Annotated in this window: 20 protein-coding genes; 14 read left to right on the forward strand and 6 right to left on the reverse strand. The window is 71.3% G+C overall.

Annotated elements, in window-relative coordinates:
* Positions 1–37: 37 nt before the first annotated feature.
* Positions 38–1,327 (reverse strand): phenylacetate--CoA ligase PaaK, encoded by a 1,290-nt coding sequence (gene paaK, locus OG413_RS37500; RefSeq protein WP_266813538.1) that lies wholly within the window; start codon positions 1,325–1,327, stop codon positions 38–40.
* Between the two features lie 128 nt (positions 1,328–1,455).
* Complete coding sequence (locus OG413_RS37505; protein WP_266813540.1) at positions 1,456–1,923, reverse strand: nuclear transport factor 2 family protein; 468 nt, start codon at positions 1,921–1,923, stop codon at positions 1,456–1,458.
* 102 nt (positions 1,924–2,025) lie between these two features.
* Between OG413_RS37505 and OG413_RS37510 the strand changes: the two genes are divergently transcribed.
* On the forward strand, positions 2,026–2,601 hold the full coding sequence (locus OG413_RS37510) for a TetR/AcrR family transcriptional regulator (RefSeq protein WP_266813542.1): 576 nt from the start codon (positions 2,026–2,028) through the stop codon (positions 2,599–2,601).
* Positions 2,602–2,629: 28 nt separating this feature from the next.
* On the opposite strand, the gene OG413_RS37515 is transcribed toward OG413_RS37510, so the two are convergent.
* On the reverse strand, positions 2,630–4,309 hold the full coding sequence (locus tag OG413_RS37515) for an FAD-dependent monooxygenase (RefSeq protein ID WP_266814265.1): 1,680 nt from the start codon (positions 4,307–4,309) through the stop codon (positions 2,630–2,632).
* A gap of 273 nt (positions 4,310–4,582) precedes the next feature.
* Between OG413_RS37515 and OG413_RS37520 the strand changes: the two genes are divergently transcribed.
* The 7 genes from OG413_RS37520 (at position 4,583) to OG413_RS37550 (ending at position 9,913) form a co-directional block, all read left to right on the forward strand.
* Complete coding sequence (locus OG413_RS37520; RefSeq protein WP_266813544.1) at positions 4,583–5,701, forward strand: TcmI family type II polyketide cyclase; 1,119 nt, start codon at positions 4,583–4,585, stop codon at positions 5,699–5,701.
* Positions 5,702–5,790: 89 nt separating this feature from the next.
* Positions 5,791–6,240, forward strand: coding sequence for a cupin domain-containing protein (locus OG413_RS37525; protein ID WP_266813546.1), 450 nt, complete (start codon positions 5,791–5,793; stop codon positions 6,238–6,240).
* Entirely contained in the window at positions 6,237–7,505 is a 1,269-nt protein-coding gene (locus OG413_RS37530) for a beta-ketoacyl synthase (RefSeq protein ID WP_266813548.1), read from the forward strand. The genes OG413_RS37525 and OG413_RS37530 overlap by 4 nt, the downstream gene beginning before the upstream one ends.
* The gene (locus OG413_RS37535) at positions 7,502–8,752 is read left to right on the forward strand and encodes a ketosynthase chain-length factor (protein ID WP_266813550.1); all 1,251 of its coding nucleotides are present in this window, start codon (positions 7,502–7,504) and stop codon (positions 8,750–8,752) included. Before OG413_RS37530 ends, OG413_RS37535 begins: the two co-directional genes overlap by 4 nt.
* Positions 8,753–8,768: 16 nt before the next feature.
* A complete protein-coding gene (locus OG413_RS37540; protein WP_266813552.1) occupies positions 8,769–9,026 on the forward strand; it encodes an acyl carrier protein in 258 nt (85 codons plus the stop codon).
* 1 nt (position 9,027) lies between these two features.
* The gene (locus OG413_RS37545; RefSeq protein WP_266813554.1) at positions 9,028–9,507 is read left to right on the forward strand and encodes an SRPBCC family protein; all 480 of its coding nucleotides are present in this window, start codon (positions 9,028–9,030) and stop codon (positions 9,505–9,507) included.
* A gap of 73 nt (positions 9,508–9,580) precedes the next feature.
* A complete protein-coding gene (locus OG413_RS37550; RefSeq protein WP_266813556.1) occupies positions 9,581–9,913 on the forward strand; it encodes a TcmI family type II polyketide cyclase in 333 nt (110 codons plus the stop codon).
* Between the two features lie 73 nt (positions 9,914–9,986).
* On the opposite strand, the gene OG413_RS37555 is transcribed toward OG413_RS37550, so the two are convergent.
* The 3 genes from OG413_RS37555 to OG413_RS37565 form a co-directional block, all read right to left on the reverse strand.
* The gene (locus OG413_RS37555) at positions 9,987–11,057 is read right to left on the reverse strand and encodes a methyltransferase (RefSeq protein WP_266813558.1); all 1,071 of its coding nucleotides are present in this window, start codon (positions 11,055–11,057) and stop codon (positions 9,987–9,989) included.
* Positions 11,058–11,092: 35 nt separating this feature from the next.
* Positions 11,093–12,214: a nitrous oxide reductase family maturation protein NosD gene (locus OG413_RS37560; protein WP_266813560.1), complete on the reverse strand. Its 1,122-nt coding sequence runs from the start codon at positions 12,212–12,214 to the stop codon at positions 11,093–11,095.
* A 142-nt stretch (positions 12,215–12,356) separates the two neighbouring features.
* Positions 12,357–13,985: an acyl-CoA synthetase gene (locus OG413_RS37565; protein WP_266813561.1), complete on the reverse strand. Its 1,629-nt coding sequence runs from the start codon at positions 13,983–13,985 to the stop codon at positions 12,357–12,359.
* Between the two features lie 166 nt (positions 13,986–14,151).
* Between OG413_RS37565 and OG413_RS37570 the strand changes: the two genes are divergently transcribed.
* The 6 genes from OG413_RS37570 to OG413_RS37595 all read left to right on the forward strand — a co-directional run bounded on the left by OG413_RS37570 (position 14,152) and on the right by OG413_RS37595 (position 19,662).
* Positions 14,152–14,952 carry a crotonase/enoyl-CoA hydratase family protein gene (locus tag OG413_RS37570; RefSeq protein ID WP_266813562.1) on the forward strand — a complete coding sequence of 267 codons (801 nt, stop codon included), beginning with the start codon at positions 14,152–14,154 and terminating at the stop codon, positions 14,950–14,952.
* 15 nt (positions 14,953–14,967) lie between these two features.
* A complete protein-coding gene (locus OG413_RS37575) occupies positions 14,968–15,924 on the forward strand; it encodes a Zn-ribbon domain-containing OB-fold protein (protein WP_266813564.1) in 957 nt (318 codons plus the stop codon).
* Entirely contained in the window at positions 15,925–16,977 is a 1,053-nt protein-coding gene (locus tag OG413_RS37580) for a thiolase domain-containing protein (protein WP_266813565.1), read from the forward strand.
* A complete protein-coding gene (locus OG413_RS37585; RefSeq protein ID WP_266813567.1) occupies positions 16,970–18,136 on the forward strand; it encodes a thiolase domain-containing protein in 1,167 nt (388 codons plus the stop codon). The genes OG413_RS37580 and OG413_RS37585 overlap by 8 nt, the downstream gene beginning before the upstream one ends.
* Positions 18,137–18,395: 259 nt before the next feature.
* A complete protein-coding gene (locus OG413_RS37590) occupies positions 18,396–18,989 on the forward strand; it encodes a CGNR zinc finger domain-containing protein (RefSeq protein WP_266813569.1) in 594 nt (197 codons plus the stop codon).
* 172 nt (positions 18,990–19,161) lie between these two features.
* On the forward strand, positions 19,162–19,662 hold the full coding sequence (locus OG413_RS37595) for a hypothetical protein (RefSeq protein WP_266813571.1): 501 nt from the start codon (positions 19,162–19,164) through the stop codon (positions 19,660–19,662).
* Positions 19,663–19,777 lie beyond the last annotated feature (115 nt).

The following is a 19,777-nucleotide window of genomic DNA, read 5'->3' on the forward strand; positions in this document are numbered from 1 at the left end:
GGGCACTGACCGCACCGAGGCGCCGACCGCGCCCGGTTCAGCCGGCGTCCCGGAGGTCGACGATCCGCTTGATCTTGCCGACCGAGCGCTCCAGCGACTCGGGGTCCACGATCTCGACCCCGACCGAGACCCCGATGCCGTCCTTCACCGCCGCCGAGATGGACTGCGCGGCGGCCGCCCGCTCCGCCGTCGTGGCACCGGACCGCGCCTCCGCCCGCACCGTCAGCGCGTCGAGACGCCCCTGCCGGGTCAGCCGCAGCTGGAAATGGGGCGCCACGCCCGGCGTACGCAGCACGATCTCCTCGATCTGGGTCGGGAAGAGGTTCACCCCGCGCAGGATCACCAGGTCGTCGCTGCGCCCGGTGACCTTCTCCATCCGCCGGAAGACCCGGGCCGTGCCGGGCAGCAGCCGGGTCAGATCCCGCGTGCGGTAGCGGATCACCGGCATGGCCTCCTTGGTGAGCGAGGTGAAGACCAGTTCGCCCTCCTCCCCCTCCGGCAGGACCTCGCCGGTGAACGGGTCGACGACCTCCGGATAGAAGTGGTCCTCCCAGATGTGCAGCCCGTCCTTCGTCTCCACGCACTCCTGCGCGACCCCGGGGCCCATCACCTCGGAGAGCCCGTAGATGTCGACCGCGTCGATCGCGAACCGCTCCTCGATCTCGCGCCGCATCTCCTCGGTCCACGGCTCGGCCCCGAAGATCCCGACCTTCAGAGCGGTGGTACGCGGATCGACGCCCTGGCGCTCGAACTCGTCCAGGAGCGTGAGCATGTACGACGGCGTGATCATGATGACCTCGGGCCGGAAGTCCTGGATCAGCCGCACCTGCCGGGCCGTCATGCCGCCGGACGCGGGGATGACCGTGCAGCCGAGCCGCTCCGCGCCGTAGTGCGCCCCGAGCCCGCCGGTGAACAGCCCGTATCCGTACGCCACATGAACCTTGTGCCCCGGACGGCCCCCGGCGGCCCGGATCGACCGGGCGACCACGTCCGCCCAGATGTCCAGGTCCCGGTCCGTGTACCCGACCACGGTGGGCAGACCGGTGGTCCCGCTGGACGCGTGGATGCGCCGGACCCGCTCCTCCGGCACGGCGAACATCCCGAAGGGGTAGTTGTCCCGGAGGTCGGCCTTGGTGGTGAAGGGGAAGCGGGCGAGGTCGGCGAGCGTACGGCAGTCCTCGGGCCGCAGACCGGCCGCGTCGAAGGCCGCACGGTAGAAGGGCACGTTCTCGTACGCATGGCGGAGCGTGGCGCGCAGGCGCTCCAGTTGCAGCCGCTCCAGTTCGTCGCGGCCGAGTCGTTCCGCTGCGTCCAGCAGGGCCGTCATGCGCATGCTCCTCTCCCCGGGCGGGCGACCGATCATTCGGTCGATCTTCCTGGGAGCAGTAATTCAGGATGCCGCGACCATGGCAAGAGGGGGCGCGCGGTGGATGACCGGCCGATGCTCCGGCGGCGTCAGAACCCGAGATCGCCGAGGCCGGGATGATCGTCGGGCCGTCGGCCGAGCGGCCAGTGGTAGGCGCGGTCCGACGCCGCGATGGGCATGTCATTGATGCAGGCGTGGCGCACGCGCATCAGGCCGTTGTCGTCGAACTCCCAGTTCTCGTTGCCGAAGGAGCGGAACCAGTTGCCCGAGTCGTCGTGCCATTCGTAGGCGAAGCGCACCGCGATGCGGTTTCCGTCCCACGCCCACAGTTCCTTGATGAGCCGGTAGTCGAGTTCCCCGGCCCACTTGCGGGTCAGGAAGGCGACGATCTCCTCGCGTCCGGTGGCCCGTTCCGCGCGGTTCCGCCAGCGCGAATCCACGGTGTACGCGAGGGCGACCCGCTGCGGATCGCGGGTGTTCCAGCCGTCCTCGGCGAGCCGGACCTTCTCGGTCGCGGACTCCCGGGTGAACGGGGGGAGCGGGGGCTTCGGGCTCATGGGGGCTCCTGGTGTCTCGGCCGCGCCAGAGGGTGAGAACGAACGTTCTCCCCTCAGGTGCAGTAGCGTAGGAGAACGCTCGTTCTCACGCAACCGGAGGTCATGGTGGAACCAGCCGAGGCACAGGGCGGGCCGGGCGACGCCGCGGACGGGCTGCTCGACGCCGCCGAACGGCTTTTCTACGAAAAGGGCGTCCAGGCCGTCGGCATGGACGAGATCCGGGCCGCCTCCGGAATCCCGCTCAAGCGCCTCTACCGGCTCTACCCCTCGAAATCGGCGCTGCTCCAGGCGTATCTGGAGCGCCGCGATGCCAGGTGGCGAGCAGAGCTGGCCGCGTACGCGAACAGCCGGTCCACCCCCGAAGCGCGGATCCTGGCCGTCTTCGACTGGCTCCACCAGTGGTTCTCCGAGCCCGATTTCCGAGGGTGCGCGTTCGTCAACTCCTTCGGCGAGCTGGGGGCCGTCGACCCGGTGGTGACCACCCTCGCCCGGACCCATAAACGCGCGTTTCGCGACTATGTGGCCGGGCTCGTCGTCGCCACCGGCCGGCCCGCGGTGTGCGCGGACGCGTACGCGCTCCTCGCCGAGGGCGCGATCACGACAGCGGCCGTCTCGGGCTCGCCCGAACCGGCACTCCGCGCCAAGGAGGCCGCCGTCCTGCTGCTCGCGGCCACCTGATCCGCCGCGCACGCCGGAGAGCGCGCGATCAGACCCTGTACAGCACGGAGTTGAGGACCTCGCGCAGGGTCGCCTCCGGGTCCGGCACGGGGCCCGCCGACCGCCAGGCCACGAAGCCGTCGGGACGAATCAGGACGGCACCTCCGGCGGTGACGCCGTGGGCCTCGGCCCAGTCGGTCCCTTCCTCGGTCTGCAGGTCGGAGCCCGTTCCCGCCCCGATGCCGAGGGCGTCCAGGGAGACGGACAGCCGGTCGGCGACCCGCGCGGCCGCGGTGCGCCAGGCCATGTCCCCGGCATCGCTCAGCAGCACGAATGACCGCTCGTAGAGATCGAGGGTGGACACCCGCTCGCCGGACCGGCGCACCCACAGATGCGGTGCGCGCGAACCCGGTTCCCCCGCCAGCCGCATGCCCTCGGGCACCACCGGACCGGCGGGGTCCGCGCCCACCACGGCACCGTGGACGTAGCGGTAGCCCAGTACGACCGGGAGCATCCCGCCCTTCCTTCCACCGCCGAGACCGCGGGGACCGCCGGGGCCGCCGCCCGCGTCCGGTCCGCCCGCCTCCGGTGCGGGCGCGTAGCCGGGGTGGCTGTGCTCGCCCGAGCGGGCCGAGGCGCGTGCGCCGGTCGCCCTCGCCACGGGCAGGCGCTCCGTGCCGTAGGTCTCCAGCAGTCCGGGGCCCGCCGAGCCGTCGAGCACCGCGGCGAGCTTCCAGGCGAGGTTGTGCGCGTCCTGGATACCGGTGTTGGAGCCGAACGCCCCGGTGGGGGACATCTCGTGGGCCGAGTCCCCGGCGAGGAAGACCCGGCCGGACGCGTACCGCTCGGCGACCCGCTCGGCGGCGTGCCACGGCGCCTTGCCGGTGATCTCGACATCGAGACCGGGGGCGCCGATCGCCCGGCGGATGTGCTCGGCGCACCGCTCGTCGGTGAAGTCCTCCAGCGTCTCGCCCCGGTCGGGGTGCCAGGGGGCGTGGAAGACCCAGCTCTCCTCGTTGTCCACCGGCAGCAGCGCACCGTCCGCCTCGGGGTTGGTCAGATAGCAGACGATGAAGCGCCGCTCGCCCACGACCGCGGCGAGCTGCCGGGACCTGAAGGTGACGCTCACGTTGTGGAAGAGGTCACCGGCACCCGACTGGCCGATACGCAACTGCTCCCGGATCGGGCTGCGCGGCCCGTCGGCCGCGATGACGTAGTCCGCGCGCACAGTGGTGTGCTCACCGCTCTCGCGGTTCTTCACCACCGCGGTGACCCCTGACCCGTCCTGGGCGAGTGACATCAGCTCGCTGGAGAACCGCAGGTCACCGCCCTGTTCGCGGGCGTGGTCCAGCAGCACCGGTTCGAGGTCGTTCTGGCTGCACAGGCACCAGCCGCTCGGGCTGAAGCGGGCGAGCCCGCCACCGGGGTCGATCTCCTTGAACAGCCACTCCTGCTCACCGCCGGTCAGCGAAAACGCCTGCAGGATGCCGTGGTTGTCGGCGAGGACCGAAGCGGCGTCCCGGATCAGGGGCTCCGCACCGGCGACCCGGAAGACCTCCATCGTGCGCACGTTGTTGCCGCGCCCGCGCGGATGGGTCGAGGTGGCCGCGTGTTTCTCGACCAGCAGGTGCTCCACGCCGAGCCGTCCCAGGAAGAGGGAGGCGGACAGGCCCACCAGGGAGCCGCCCACGATGAGGACTGGTACGCGGAGGTCGACGTTCTCGTTCATCAGTTGGCTGCTCCAGCTCGGACGCCGTGCGGATGCAGTGTCCATGCCCTTGTTCCGAGCGGTTCGGACGTCGCCTCACCTGAACGGTTCATAAATCTCGCACCAGCCGTACCAGCGTTCCAGGATCAGTGGGAGAACGATGCCCGCGATGTGCGGGCGGACGGCACACACCAGCGGTCGGGCGGGTCCCCGCGCTGAAAAGCCCACTGGAAATCGACGGTTGACGCAGGGCCACGGACGTGGCCGCCGTACCGTCTCGAAGGAGAGCGAAAGATGACCACCCTCTCGGAACGGATATCGCAGTCCGCCTTCGACGGTTCAAGGCTCCGGGTCGTGCTGCTGCTGGATCTGCACGACGGAGCGCAGAAGCAGTTCCTGGAGGCGTACGAGCACCTGCGCAACCAGGTGGCATCCGTCCCCGGACACATCAGCGACCAGCTGTGCCAGTCCATCGAGAACCCCTCGCAGTGGCTCATCACCAGCGAATGGGAGAGCGCACCGCCCTTCCTCGCCTGGGTGAACAGCGAGGAGCACGTCGAAACGGTCCAGCCGCTGCACGGCTGTGTACGCGACACCCGGTCCCTGCGCTTCAGCATCCTGCGCGAGACCGGCAAGACCTTCGTGGCCGCTCCCGAGCCGGCCAAGGGCCGCCTCCAGTCCGCGCCCCGCCTGGGCGACGGAGTCGTACGCCACGCCCTCACGTTCACCGTGAAACCCGGCAGCGAGGACGCGGTCGCCAAGATCCTGGCCGACTACGACTCCCCGAGGGCACGCGTCGACGAGACCACCCGACTGCGCCGTACCTCGCTCTTCATGCACGGCAATCGTGTCGTACGGGCCGTGGAGGTCGAGGGCGACCTGCTGGCGGCGCTGCGCCATGTGTCCCGCCAGCCCGAGGTCAGGGCCGTCGAGGAAGCGATCAATCCGTATCTGGAGCAGGACCGCGACCTCAGCGATCCCGACTCCGCCCGGATGTTCTTCACCCGGGCGGCCCTGCCGACCGTGCACCACGTGACTGCGGGCCGGCAGAAGCCCGAGGACGTCCGGCGGCACGCGCTGTTCTACCAGGCCAAGGACGGCTGTGGCATGGCGCTGGCCCGGCTCCTGGCCGGGCAGGACGAGGAGGCCGCCGACGACCAGGCGAGCCCCATCGACAGCAGCACCATCTTCCAGCGCGACGACGTCGTCGTCCGGCTCCTGGAAGTGGGCGGCCCGCTCGACGCGCGGCCCGCTCAGGCGCTCGGGATCGAGGGTCTGCGCAAGGCGGCCGTGCTGGGGCGTCTCCTGGACGGCGGCGCGAACGCCGTGCCGACGAACGACGAGGAGGCCGCGCGCTTCCTCGCCCGGTCCGAGATGCGTCTGATCACCGATCGACGGGCCACGGAGTCCTGACCGACGTACCGGCAACGCAACGGCAACTCCGGTGAATTCCACCGGTGTTGCCTGGACAACACGCACAAAGCGCCTGGAGGAGAGCAGTCATGACCACGTTCCGGCCTCGCATCGTCGACCTCAGCGAGACGCAGCCCAACCACAGGCGCGGAGGCGACCTGCGCGCCATGCTCACCCCCACGGCGGTGGGTGCCACCAGCGGCTTCATGGGCCTGGCCCTGATCCAGCCGGGCGATCGCATCGGCGAGCACTACCACCCGTACTCCGAGGAGTTCGTGTACGTCGTGCACGGCCTGCTGGAGGTGGACCTCGACGGTGAACCGCACTCCATGCGGGCCGACCAGGGACTGCTGATCCCGCCGCATGTGCGTCACCGCTTCCGCAACGTGGGCGACGTGGAGGCGCGGATGGTCTTCCACCTCGGCCCGCTCGCGCCGCGCCCCGAACTCGGACACGTGGACACCGAGGACACCGGCGCGGTCGACGGCAGGTCCGAAGAGCGGGGAGCGCCGCCAGAACGAACCGGGGCGGCTTCATGAACCGGCGCGTGGCGGTCACCGGAGTCGGCGTGGTGGCCCCCGGCGGGATCGGCGCGCCGGCCTTCTGGGACCTCCTGGCGGCCGGCCGCACCGCGACGCGCGGCATCACGCTCTTCGACCCGACGGGCTTCCGCTCCCGGATCGCCGCCGAGTGCGACTTCGATCCCGTCGCGCACGGACTGGACGAGGAGCAGATCGCCCGCTCGGACCGGTACGTCCAGTTCGCGCTGGTGGCCGCCGCGGAAGCGCTCGGCGACGCCGGACTGGACCCCGAAAAGGGCGATCCCTGGCGTATCGGCGTCTCGATGGGCACCGCGGTCGGCGGCACCACCCGCCTCGAACACGACTACGTCGCCGTCAGCGAATCCGGCGCGCGCTGGGACGTCGACCCCCACCCGGCGGGCCGGCATCTGGAGCGGGCCTTCTCGCCGAGTTCCCTCGCCTCCGCGGTGGCCGAACAGGTCGGCGCGCACGGCCCGGTGCAGACCGTCTCGACGGGCTGCACCTCCGGCCTCGACGCGATCGGATACGCCTTCCACGCCGTCGAGGAGGGCCGCGTCGACGTGTGCCTCGCCGGGGCGTCCGACTCGCCGATCACCCCCATCACGGTGGCCTGCTTCGACGCCATCAAGGCGACCTCGGCGAACAACGACGACCCGGAGCACGCCTCCCGGCCGTTCGACGCGGGCCGGGACGGTTTCGTGATGGGCGAGGGCGGAGCCGTACTCGTCCTGGAGGAGCTGGAACACGCCCGCGCCCGTGGCGCGACCGTGTACTGCGAGATCGCCGGATACGCCACCTTCGGCAACGCCTACCACATGACCGGGCTGACCCCCGAGGGGCTGGAGATGGCCCGCGCCATCGATACGGCCCTCGGCCACGCCCGTATCGACGGCTCGCGGATCGACTACGTCAACGCGCACGGCTCGGGCACCAAGCAGAACGACCGGCACGAGACGGCCGCGGTGAAACGGGCCCTGGGCTCCCACGCCTACAAGGTGCCGATGAGCTCGATCAAGTCCATGGTCGGCCACTCGCTCGGCGCCATCGGGGCGATAGAGATAGCGGCCTGCGTGCTGGCCCTGGTCCATCAGACGGTGCCCCCGACGGCGAACTACGAGACGCCCGACCCCGAGTGCGACCTCGACTACGTGCCGCGCGTCGCACGGCCCACGAAACTTCGCAGCGTTCTCTCGGTCGGCAGCGGGTTCGGCGGATTCCAGTCCGCGGTGGCCCTGACCCGACCTGGAGGGAGGACCCCATGAACGCCCCAGAGGTACGGCGGCCGGTCGTCACCGGCATCGGCGTCGTGGCCCCCAACGGAACAGGCGCCGGAGCCTTCTGGAAGACGACTCAGGAGGGCGTCAGCGTCCTGGACCGGGTGTCGCGCGAGGGATGCGAGAACCTGCCGCTGCGGGTCGCGGGCGAGGTCCGGGACTTCGATCCGGTTGCCCTCGTCGAAGAGCGGTACCTGGTGCAGACCGACCGGTTCACGCACTTCGCGATGGTCGCGGCCGACCTCGCCCTGGACGATGCCCGGCTCGGCCGGGCCGACTACGAGGACGCGCCGTACGGCGTGGGTGTGGTGACCGCGGCCGGCTCCGGCGGAGGGGAGTTCGGACAGCGCGAGCTGCAACGGCTGTGGGGCCAGGGCTCCCGCTACGTCGGCCCCTACCAGTCGATCGCCTGGTTCTACGCCGCCAGCACGGGGCAGATCTCGATCCGCGGCGGCTTCAAGGGGCCGTGCGCGGTCGTCGCCAGCGACGAGGCCGGTGGTCTGGACGCGCTCATGCACGCGGCCCGGTCCATCCGCCGCGGCACGGATGCCGTCGTCGTCGGTGCGGCCGAGGCACCCCTGGCCCCGTACTCGGTCGTCTGCCAGCTCGGCTACGAGGACCTCAGCACCTGCGAGGACCCGGCGCGCGCCTACCGTCCGTTCACCGCGGACGCCTGCGGGTTCGTGCCCGCCGAGGGCGGCGCCATGCTCGTGGTCGAGGACGAGACGGCGGCCCTCGCCCGCGGGGCCCGGGTCCGGGCCGAACTGGCCGGTCACGCCGCGACGTTCACCGGAGCGTCCCGCTGGGAGCGGTCCCGGGACGGCCTGGCGCGGGCGATCGGCGACGCGCTGGCGGAGGCCGGCTGCGCACCCGAGGAGATCGACGTCGTCTTCGCGGACGCGCTCGGCGTACCGGCGGCCGACCGCGCCGAAGCGCTGGCCATCGCCGACGCGCTGGGCGCGCACGGACGACGCGTACCGGTGACGGCGCCCAAGACCGGCATCGGGCGCGCCTACTGCGGTGCGCCCGTGCTGGACACGGCCGCCGCGGTGCTGGCCATGGAGCACGGCCTGATCCCGCCCACTCCCAACGTCTTCGATGTGTGCCACGACCTCGATGTGGTCACCGGCAGCGCACGCCCCGCGGAACTGCGGACGGCGCTCGTGCTGAGCCGGGGGCTCATGGGGTCGAACGCGGCGCTGGTGCTGCGACACCTCGACGGTCCCCTCGCATGAGAAGGAGAAGCCACTGATGACCACTCAACTGACCTACGGGGAACTCGCCGTGCTGATGAAGAACGGCGCCGGACTCACCGTCGACCCCCAGGAGATGGAGAGCCGGCCGGACGCCGTCTTCGACGAGTTCGGTCTCGACTCGCTCGGTCTCCTGGGCATCGTCGCCGCTCTGGAGAACCGGTACGGCGTACCGCTGCCGGCCGACGCGGACCGGTGCGCCTCGCCCCGGGAGTTCCTCGCCCTCGTGAACAGCAGCCTCGTGACAGGAGCCTGAAGTGTCCGGACACACCGAGAACGACATCACCATCGCAGCCCCCCTGGACCTCGTCTGGGACGTGACGAACAACCTTGAGGAATGGCCGCGGCTGTTCAGCGAGTACGCGGCGGTCGAGGTGATCGAGCGGGAGGGCGAGAAGACGACCTTCCGGCTGACCATGCACCCCGACGACAACGGGAAGGTCTGGAGCTGGGTCTCGGAGCGGACCACCGACCGGGCCGGACGTACCGTCGTGGCCCGCCGCGTCGAGCCGGGCCCGTTCCAGCACATGAACATCCGGTGGGAGTACTCCGAGGTCCCCGGCGGTACGAAGATGCACTGGACGCAGGACTTCGCGATGCGGCCCGACGCGCCGGTCGACGACGAGTGGATGACCGACAACATCAACCGCAACTCCCGCGTCCAGATGGAACTCATCCGGGACAAGATCGAGCAGCGCGACCGGGAGCGGCGTGCCGCCTCGGTCACGGCAAGCTGACACCCAGCCCGTCCACGGCCCCGTACTCCGCCGCGGCGGAGTACGGGGCCGGGCCCCAGAAAGGCACCCTTCGATGCACCACGCACTGATCGTCGCCCGCATGGCGCCGGAGTCGGCGCCGGACATCGCGGAACTGTTCTCCGCCTCCGACAACACCGAACTGCCGCACCTCGTCGGGGTCAACCGGCGCACGCTGTTCCAGTTCGGCGACGTCTACATGCACCTGATCGAATCCGACCGGCCGCCGGGCCCGGAGATCGCCAAGGTGACGCAGCACCCCGAGTTCAAGGAACTCAGCGACCGGCTGACCGCCTTCGTGAGCCCCTACCACCCGCAGACCTGGCGTGGTCCGAAGGACGCGATGGCCCAGGAGTTCTACCGGTGGCAGCGCGACGGCGCCGGCTGAGCGCACGGAAACGCCCCGGGTCCGGTGCAGGCACCGGACCCGGGGCGTTTCCGTGCGCCCGAGGGCGGTGGTCTCACCCGGGGACGACGCATTCGAACGCGTGCAGATACGCGTTGACCGGACGGATCTCACCGATGATCAGCCCGGCATCCGACATCCGGCCGACCAGGCTGTCCCTGGAATGCTTGGCGCCGCCGACATTGAGCAGGAGCAGCAGGTCCATGGCCGTGGTGAACCGCATGGAGGGGGTGTCGTCGACGAGGTTCTCGATGATCACGACCCGGGCGCCCGGCCTGGCCGCCGCGACCACGTTGCGCAGGGTCCTGCGGGTGCTCTCGTCGTCCCATTCGAGGATGTTCTTGATGATGTAGAGGTCGGCCTCGACGGGGATGTTCTCGCGGCAGTCCCCGGCGACGATGTCCGCCCGGCCGGCGAGATCGCCGCCGTCGCGCAGCCGGTCGTCCGCCCTGGCCACCACGCCCGGCAGATCGAGCAGGGTCCCTCGGACCTCCGGGTGCTTGTCGAGCAGACTCGCGAGCACATGGCCCTGGCCGCCGCCGATGTCGGCGACCACGGACACCCCCGTCAGGTCGAGGAGTTCGGCGACGTCGAGTGCGGACTGCTTGCTGGACGTGGTCATGGCCCGGTTGAACACGTGGGCCGACTCGGCCGCGTCCTGGTGGAGGTAGTCGAAGAACCCCTTGCCGAACGCCTCGGGGAAGACGCTCGTGCCGGACCGTACGGCGTCGTCGAGCCGCGGCCAGACCTCCCAGGTCCAGGGCTCCGTGCACCACAGGGAGATGTACCGGAGGCTGTGGGGATCGTCCTCGCGCAGCAGCCGGGACATGTCCGTGTGGACGAACGCCCCGTCCTCGGTCTCGCTGAAGACCCCGTAGCAGCACAGGGCGCGGAGCAGCCGTTGCAGCGGCAGGGTCTCGGTGTGCACCGCCTTCGCGAGCTCCGCCGCGGTGGTGGGCGATTCGCCGAGCGCGTCGGCGACGCCCAGCCGGGCGGCCGCGCGTACGGCCGCGGCGCAGGCGGCCCCGAAGGCGAGCTCCCTGAGCCGCATGGCCGGTGGCGGGCCGGGGGTGGGGGCCGGTGGCGGGGCGGGGGTGGGCGCCGGGGTGGGGCTCACGGTGGTCATACCGCCTCGATTCTCCTGGTGCGGGGGGACACGCTTCAGCACATCCCCGCGGGTTCGGAAGTCCCGCACTCATTGCGGGTGAAGGTGTTGCCCGTCCCGGTGTCCCGGTTGGCGAGGTCGGCCGGCCGGTTGTCCCGCACCACGTTGTCGCTGATGGCGTTGTCGGTGTTCGGGGAGCCCACGAAGCTCTTGAACAGGACGATGCCGCCGGAGAGCGGTGTGGAGCCCACGTTGTCCTGGACCAGGTTGTTGCGCACGACGGTGCTCTCGCTGCCGGTGAGGACGATGCCGGTTCCCTGAATGGCCGACAGCCGGGGGGTCTCGGGGCAGAACTTGTTGTTCGCGACGATGCGGTTGTCCTGCACGGTCATCGCGCCGGCCTTGGGCTTCGACTCGTCGCCCACGACGAACACGCCGCTGCAGTTGCCGGTCATGGTGTTGTCGTCGATCGCGAGGTTCCTGACCCGTCGGGCGGTGATGCCGATGCGGTTGCCGGTCAGCCGGTTGTCCCGGATGTCCGTGCCCAGCGTGTCGGTGGCCCCGCCCTCCTCGTCGACCGTGTTCGCGACGAAGATCCCGGCGTCGCCGTTGTCGCGGGCGGTGTTGCTCCGGAACGCGCCCCGGGTGGACCTCTCCTGGGCGATGCCCCAGGTGCCGTTCTTCTCGGTGGTCACCTTGTGGACGCTGAGGCGGTCGGTCCAGGAGCCCCAGATGCCGCTCTTGCCGAAGCCCGAGACGGTCAGCGAGCGGATGTTCACTCCGCCGACGGGCTTCGCCGACGTACCGAGGACGCAGATTCCGTTGCCGCCCTTGGCGCAGGCGTTGACGGTCGCCCCGGCCGCGGTCCCCGGTGTTCCACCGGCCGTCGTCCCCGGTGTTCCCCCGGCCGTGGTCCCCGGCATGATCACGGTCCGGTCCCCGGACCCGGTCAGGGTCAGGTCCGGCGTCGTGATCAGCACGCTCTCCCGGTAGGTGCCGGGCAGGACGACGACGGTGTCGCCCGGTTGCGCGGCGTCCACGGCCTTCTGGATCGACTCGCCGGGACGGACCACATGGTGGTCGTGCGCCGTGGTCGCGGCGGAGGGGAGGGCCGTGGCCAGCCCCGTCGTGGTGATGACGGCCACGGCCGCCAGACATGTGATGTTTCTTGTCCTCATGAGCCGAAGCTATGGGGGATCAGCCCCCTCTGCCACACAGGGTGAGCGGATGGATACACGGGGTCCCTGAATGGCTTACCGCGGGGCCCGGCACCCCCTCGACCGAACGGGGGTACGCGGGCCATTCACCTCCGCCGCCCGCTCAGGTGCGCGGCCCGGTGGGGGGCGCGACGACCGAGCGGGCCCACCGGTAGTCCGCCTTGCCGCTCGGTGAGCGCTGGATCCGGTCGGTGAAGACGGCGCTGCGGGGGATCTTGTAACCGGCCAGCCGTGTGCGGCAGTGCGCCTGCACCGCCGCCAGATCCAGCGGCCCGGCCCCCTCGCGCAGCTGGAGCACGGCCGCCACGCGGTTGCCCCACTTCTCGTCCGGCACCCCGGCCACCAGCACGTCGTACACATCCGGATGGGCCTTGAGCGCCTGCTCGACCTCCTCCGGATAGACCTTCTCGCCCCCGGTGTTGATGCACTGCGAGCCACGCCCGAGGACGGTGACGATGCCGTCCTCGTCGACGGTCGCCATGTCGCCGAGCAGCACCCACCGCTCCTCGCCCCGGTGGAAGAACGTCTCCGCGGTCTTCCCCGGGTCGTTGTAGTAGCCGAGCGGTACGTGCCCGCGCTGCGCGATCCGTCCCGGTTCACCCGGAGCCACCGGCTCGTACGTCGCCGGATCGACCACCTCCGTACGGGAGTTGACCCGGAGGCGGAATCCCTTGTCCGGGCCCGAGTCGGCCGTCGCCGTGCCGTTGAAGCCGGACTCCGAGGAGCCGAAGTTGTTGAGCAGCATCACCGTCGGCACCAGCGCCTGGAACTCCGCGCGTACCGAGTCCGACATGATCGCCCCGGAGCTGGAGACGGAGAACATCGACGAGCAGTCCGTGCCCCTGAGCGGCCCGTTGAGCGAGTCGATCAGCGGCCGCAGCATCGCGTCGCCGACCAGCGACACACTGGTGACCTTCTCCTTCTCGATCGTACGGAGCACCTCGTCGGGGACGAACTTGCGGTGGACGACGATCCGCTGGCCGAAGTTGAAGCCGATGAACGCGGTGAGCGTGGAGGTGCCGTGCATCAGCGGGGGAGTGGGGAAGAACGTGATCCCCTCGCCGCCCGCGGCCACCCGCTCCGCCAGCTCCTGCGGCGACTTCACCGGCTCACCGGTCGGCGCGCCGCCGCCGAGCCCGGAGAAGAACAGGTCCTCCTGGCGCCACATCACGCCCTTGGGCATGCCCGTCGTCCCGCCGGTGTAGATGATGAACTGGTCGTCGCCCGAGCGCGGCGCGAACCCCCGCCCGGGGGACCCGGACGCCTCGGCGTCCGGGAACGCGACGGCTTCCGGCCCCGGGGAGCCCGCGGCGGATTCCCCCACCCGCACGAGATGGCGCAGCTTCCCGGCCCGCGGCGCGGCGGTCGCGACCCGCTCGTCGAACTCGGCGTCGAAGACCAGGGCCGCCAGATCGGCGTCGCGGTAGAGGTAGACCAGCTCCTCCTCCACGTAGCGGTAGTTGACGTTGACCGGGACGATGCGGGCCTTGAGGCAGGCCAGCACCGTCTGGAGGTACTCGACGCCGTTGTAGAGGTGCAGGCCCAGGTGCTCACCCGGGCGGATGCCCGCGTCGGCCAGGTGATGGGCGATCCGGTTGGCGGCGGCGTCCAGTTCCGCGTAGGTGAGCCGGCGCTCGGCGCCCGTGCCGGGATGGTCGACGTACACGAGCGCCTCGCGGTCCGGAACCACGTCGACGACCGACTCGAACAGGTCGGCAAGGTTGTACTCCACCGTTCCTCCTGACCCCGGGTGCTGAGTGACTCGGCGGTCATTAGAGCGCCGACCGGCACAAGTGGGAAGAGGCGCCGCCGAAGAAATCTGACTGACTGTCAGAAAACTATTGAACTGCGACCCCTCCTACTGCAACCTGTTCTGGATCTGGAGACGGAGGCAGGCAATGGGTGGTACGGAACATCTCGGGACGCGGCGCGAAGGCGCCACGCTGGTGCTCACCTTGAACAGGCCGGAGGCCAAGAACGCGCTCTCGCTGCCGATGCTGGTCGGTCTTTACGACGGCTGGCTCGCGGCGGACGAGGACGACTCGATCCGCTCCGTCGTGCTCACCGGCGCGGGCGGATCCTTCTGCGCCGGCATGGACCTCAAGGCCCTGGCGGGCGGGGGAATGGCGGGTGAGCGGTACCGCGACCGCCTGAAGGCCGACCCCGACCTGCACTGGAAGGCGATGCTGCGCCACCACCGCCCCCGCAAACCGGTGATCGCCGCAGTCGAGGGGCACTGCGTCGCCGGTGGCACCGAAATCCTCCAGGGCACCGACATCCGCGTCGCCGGGGCGGGCGCCACCTTCGGGCTCTTCGAGGTCCGGCGGGGGCTCTTCCCCATCGGCGGCTCGACCGTGCGGCTGCCGCGCCAGATCGCCCGTACCCACGCCCTGGAAATGCTCCTCACCGGCCGCCCGTACAGCGCGGAGGAAGCCGCCCGCATCGGGCTCGTCGGACAGGTGGTGCCCGAGGGCACCGCGCTGGAGAAGGCCCTGGAGATCGCCGAGCGGATCAACGCCTGCGGACCGCTCGCCGTGGAAGCGGTCAAGGCATCCGTCTACGAGAGCGCGGAGATGACCGAGACCGACGGCCTCGCGGCCGAACTCGCGCGCGGCTGGCCGGTCTTCGACACCGCCGACGCCAAGGAGGGCGCCCGCGCCTTCGCCGAGAAGCGCCCGCCCGTCTACCGGCGCGCCTGAGCCAAGGAGACAACCGTGCCCGAAGTCCTCAGCGCACCGCTGGTGGTCGAATTCCCCTTCACCCGCTCGCTCGGCCCCGTGCAGAGCGCCTTCCTCACCGGACTGCGCGAGCGGACCGTGCTGGGCGTACGGACCGGCGACGGAAAAGTCCTCGTCCCACCCGTCGAGTACGACCCCGTCACCGCCGAGGAGATCCGCGACCTCGTCGAGGTCGCCGCCACCGGCACCGTCACCACCTGGGCCTGGAACCCCGACCCCCGCCGCGACCAGCCCCTGGACACCCCCTTCGCCTGGGTCCTCGTCCGGCTCGACGGCGCCGACACCGCACTGCTCCATGTCCTCGACGCCCCGGGCCCCGAGGTCGTACGCACCGGGATGCGGGTCCGCGTCCGCTGGGCGGCCGACCGGACCGGCGCGATCACCGACATCGCCTGTTTCGAACCGTACGAAGGCGACGCGGACGGCAGCCGGCCGGCCCCGCACAGCGGCGAGTTCACCGACCCGGTCACCACGATCGTCACTCCGGCCCGTCTCGACTACACCTACACCCCCGGCCGGGCCCAGACCGCCTACATCAACGCCCTCGCCGAACGGCGCACCGTCGGGGAGCGCTGCCCCTCCTGCCGCAAGGTGTACGTCCCGCCCCGCGGGGCCTGCCCCACCTGCGGCGTGGCCACCGCGGAGCCGGTCGAGGTCGGCCCGCGCGGCACCGTCACCACGTACTGCGTCGTCAACATCAAGGCCGCGCACACCGCGAACCTCGGCATCGAAGTCCCCTACGTCTACGCCCACATCGCGCTCGACGGCGCCGACCTCGCCCTGCACGGGCGGATCGGCGGCATCCCGTACGACCAGGTGCGGATGGGCCTGCGCGTCGAGCCCGTCTGGACCGAGGGCGGCCGCTACCCCGACCACTACCGGCCCACCGGAGAGCCCGACGCCGACTACGACACGTACAAGGAGCTGCTGTAGATGCGAGACGTGGCGATCGTCGCCTTCGCGCAGACCGGCCACCGGCGGCGCACCGACGAACTCTCCGAAGTCGACATGCTGATGCCCGTCCTTCACCAGGTGCTCGGCGAGACCGGCCTGAAGGCGCGCGACATCGGCTTCACCTGCTCGGGCTCCAGCGACTACCTCGCGGGCCGGGCCTTCTCCTTCACCATGGCGCTGGACGGCGTCGGCGCCCACCCGCCGATCTCCGAGTCCCATGTGGAGATGGACGGCGCCTGGGCCCTGTACGAAGCCTGGGTGAAACTGCAGACCGGCGAGGCCGACACGGCCCTGGTCTACGCGTACGGCAAGTCCTCGCCCGGCGAGGTCCGCGACGTCCTGACCCGGCAGCTCGACCCGTACTACGCCGCACCCCTCTGGCCGGACTCCGTGGCCCTGGCCGCCCTCCAGGCCCAGGCGCTCATCGACGCGGGCGCCACCGACGAGGCGGCCCTCGCCGCGGTCGCCGTCCGCAGCCGCACCGACGCGGCGGCCAACCCGTACGCCCAGCTCACCGGCGACGTCCCGGCGGGCGACTATCTCGTGCGGCCCCTGCGGACGGGCGACTGCCCGCCCGTCGGCGACGGAGCCGCGGCCGTGGTCCTCGCCGTCGGGGACACCGCCCGCGCCCTGTGCGCCCGCCCCGCCTGGATCCGGGGCATCGACCACCGCATCGAGGCCCACGGCCTCGGCGTCCGGGACCTGACCGACTCACCCTCCACCCGGCTCGCCGCCGAACGAGCGGGCGCCTTCGAACGCCCTGTCGACACCGCCGAGTTGCACGCCCCGTTCACCTCCCAGGAAGTCGTGCTCCGTACGGCCCTGGGGCTGGGGGACGAGGTCAGCGTGAACCCCTCCGGCGGTGCGCTCGCCGCCAACCCCGTGATGGCCGCCGGTCTCGTCCGGCTCGGTGAGGCCGCCGCCCGCATTCACCGCGGCGAGTCCGACCGGGCCCTCGCCCACGCCACCTCCGGACCCTGCCTGCAACAGAACCTGGTCGCCGTCCTGGAAGGGGAGAGCACTCATGCCTAAGGAGCCCGTCGCCGTCGTCGGCATCGGCCAGACCAAGCACGTCTCCGCCCGGCACGACGTCTCCATCGCCGGACTCGTCCGCGAGGCCGCTGTCGCAGCCCTCGCCGACGCCGGTCTGACCTGGGCGGACATCGACGCCGTCGTCATCGGCAAGGCCCCCGACTTCTTCGAGGGGGTGATGATGCCGGAGCTCTATCTCGCCGACGCCCTCGGCGCCGTGGGCAAACCGATGCTCCGCGTCCACACCGCCGGATCCGTCGGCGGATCGACCGCCCTCGTCGCCGCCAACCTGGTGGCCGCCCGTGTCCACCGGACCGTACTGACCCTCGCTTTCGAGAAGCAGTCCGAGTCCAACGCCATGTGGGGCCTCTCCCTGCCCATCCCCTTCCAGCAGCCGTTACTGGCCGGCGCGGGCGGCTTCTTCGCCCCGCACGTGCGCGCCTACATGCGCCGCAGCGGCGCCCCCGACACGGTCGGCTCCCTGGTCGCGTACAAGGACCGGCGCAACGCGCTCAAGAACCCGTACGCGCACATCCACGACCCCGGCATCACCCTGGAGAAGGTCCAGGCCGCACCGATGCTCTGGGACCCCATCCGCTACTCCGAGACCTGCCCGTCCTCCGACGGAGCCTGCGCCATGATCCTCACCGACCGCGGCGGCGCGGCCCGTTCGCCGCACCCGCCCGCATGGGTGCACGGCGGCGCCATGCGCAGCGAACCGACGCTCTTCGCGGGCAAGGACTTCGTCTCGCCGCAGGCGGGGAAGGACTGTGCCGCCGATGTGTACCGGCAGGCCGGGATCACCGACCCGCGCCGGGAGATCGACGCCGCGGAGATCTACGTGCCGTTCTCCTGGTACGAGCCGATGTGGCTGGAGAACCTCGGGTTCGCCGACGAGGGGGAGGGCTGGAAACTCACCGAGTCCGGCGCCACCGAACTCGACGGCGACCTTCCCGTGAACCCGTCGGGCGGAGTCCTGTCCACCAACCCCATCGGGGCGTCCGGCATGATCCGCTTCGCCGAGGCGGCCCTGCAGGTACGCGGTCGGGCGGGCGAACACCAGGTGCCGGGGGCCACCAGGGCGCTGGGCCACGCCTACGGCGGCGGGGCGCAGTTCTTCTCGATGTGGCTCGTCGGAGCACAGCCGCCCGCCGGGTGAGACCGGGCGCGCGCCGGGGCGGGCGGAACGGCCACCGCCGCGCTCTCCCGCCCCGCTGCTACCGCCCCGCCCTCGAAGACCTCGATGTCCCGCGACAGCCGACGCGGCTCGCCCGTACGGCGCTCACTCCCGAACGGATGAAGCCACGAACGAATGAATCCACGAACGGATGAAGCCACGAACGAGGGAATCCCGAACGGGGACCCCCCGAACGAAATCCCCCCGAACTAATGGTTGAACGCGAAGTTACCATTAGCCCATGTCCGACGCCCGGCTCGTCCTCGATCTCGCCCTCACCGTCCGCCACGAGGGGCGGGGCGGCGTCGCCGACGATCTCCGTACCGCCGCGGACCTCACCCGGTGGGTGCACCGCCATCCCGGTCTCCTCGACGCGGCATGGGAGGCCGACGATCGGGCGCTGGCCGCCGTACGGTCGCTGCGCGCCGCGGTCCGGGCACTCTTCGCGCACGCCGTGCGCCCAGGCGCCCCCGGTCCCGCCGACGCCGGGCGGCTCCTTCCCGTCGCCGGGGCCCTCGCACGGCTCAACGCCGCGGCCGCGGCCGTCCCCACCGTGCCCGTGCTGGAGTGGCCGGACGCCGGTGAACCCGTCGCCGACGACCGTCCGGCCACCGGCGGCGGCGCAGGTGCGGACCTTCCGGCCGCCGCTCTCGCCCGTGCCGCCATCCGCTTTCTCGCGGGTCCCGGCCGGGCCGCCCTGCGCGCCTGCCATGCGCCTAGATGTGCGCGCTACTTCGTCAAGGAGCACCCCCGCCAGGAATGGTGCGGGCCCTCCTGCGGCAACCGGGCACGGGTGGCCCGCCACCATGAGCGGCACCGCACGCCCCCCTCGTAGCGTCGCGCGCACGGCGGCGAGCCCGGCCGTCAGGCCCCGCCGTGTGCCCCCGCGGCCGGGACCGGCCCCGGCCGTCGCCCGTCGTCGGCCGGGCGGGAGTGCCGCCCTCCGCGGGCCTCCGTCCGCACGGGCCCGGCTCCGCGACGTGAGCCGGGACACGTAACATGTCCGCATGTCCTTCCTCCGTCGCCGTAGCGCCGCCACACCTGCGGGCCCGGACTTCGATGTCCTGGCCATGGACCCGGGGGACTGGCCCGGAAACCTCGGCGCCGGTCTGCTCCCCGCACCCGACGGGAGCTGCCAGGGCGTCTTCCTCCGCTACGACCTGTACGGCGGACGAGGCCCGGCCATGATCATCGGAAACCTCCCGACGGGCTCTCCCGCCCGCGAGACCGAGGAGGGCCAGGTTCCCTTCGAGGTGGCACAGCTGCTGCTCGCCCTGGAGAACGACGAGCCGATCGAGGTGACGAGCACCGAGGACGTCCCGGTCATGCAGGGGGACAATCTGCTGATCGTCCGACGGGTCAAGCTCTCGGAGAGCCGTATCGCGTGCGTTCAGTTCGACCGCAGTGACGGTGTGCTCGTCACCATCGCCAGCTGGGACCGGCCGATCACCGACGACCTGTACACCCTGCTGAAGCCGCTGCCCGCGGAGCTGTTCCAGCAGGGCTGAAACGTCACTGCGAAGGCCGCCCGCACCGCGTCGGGCGGCCTTCCGCTTTCCCGGGCCCGTCGGTTCTCCCGGGTTTCCCGTTTCCCGGCCCCGCATCTCTCTCCCCGGCCCCGTG

Source organism: Streptomyces sp. NBC_01433 (genome assembly GCF_026340105.1).
In the GTDB taxonomy this organism is placed as follows: Bacteria; Actinomycetota; Actinomycetes; order Streptomycetales; family Streptomycetaceae; genus Streptomyces.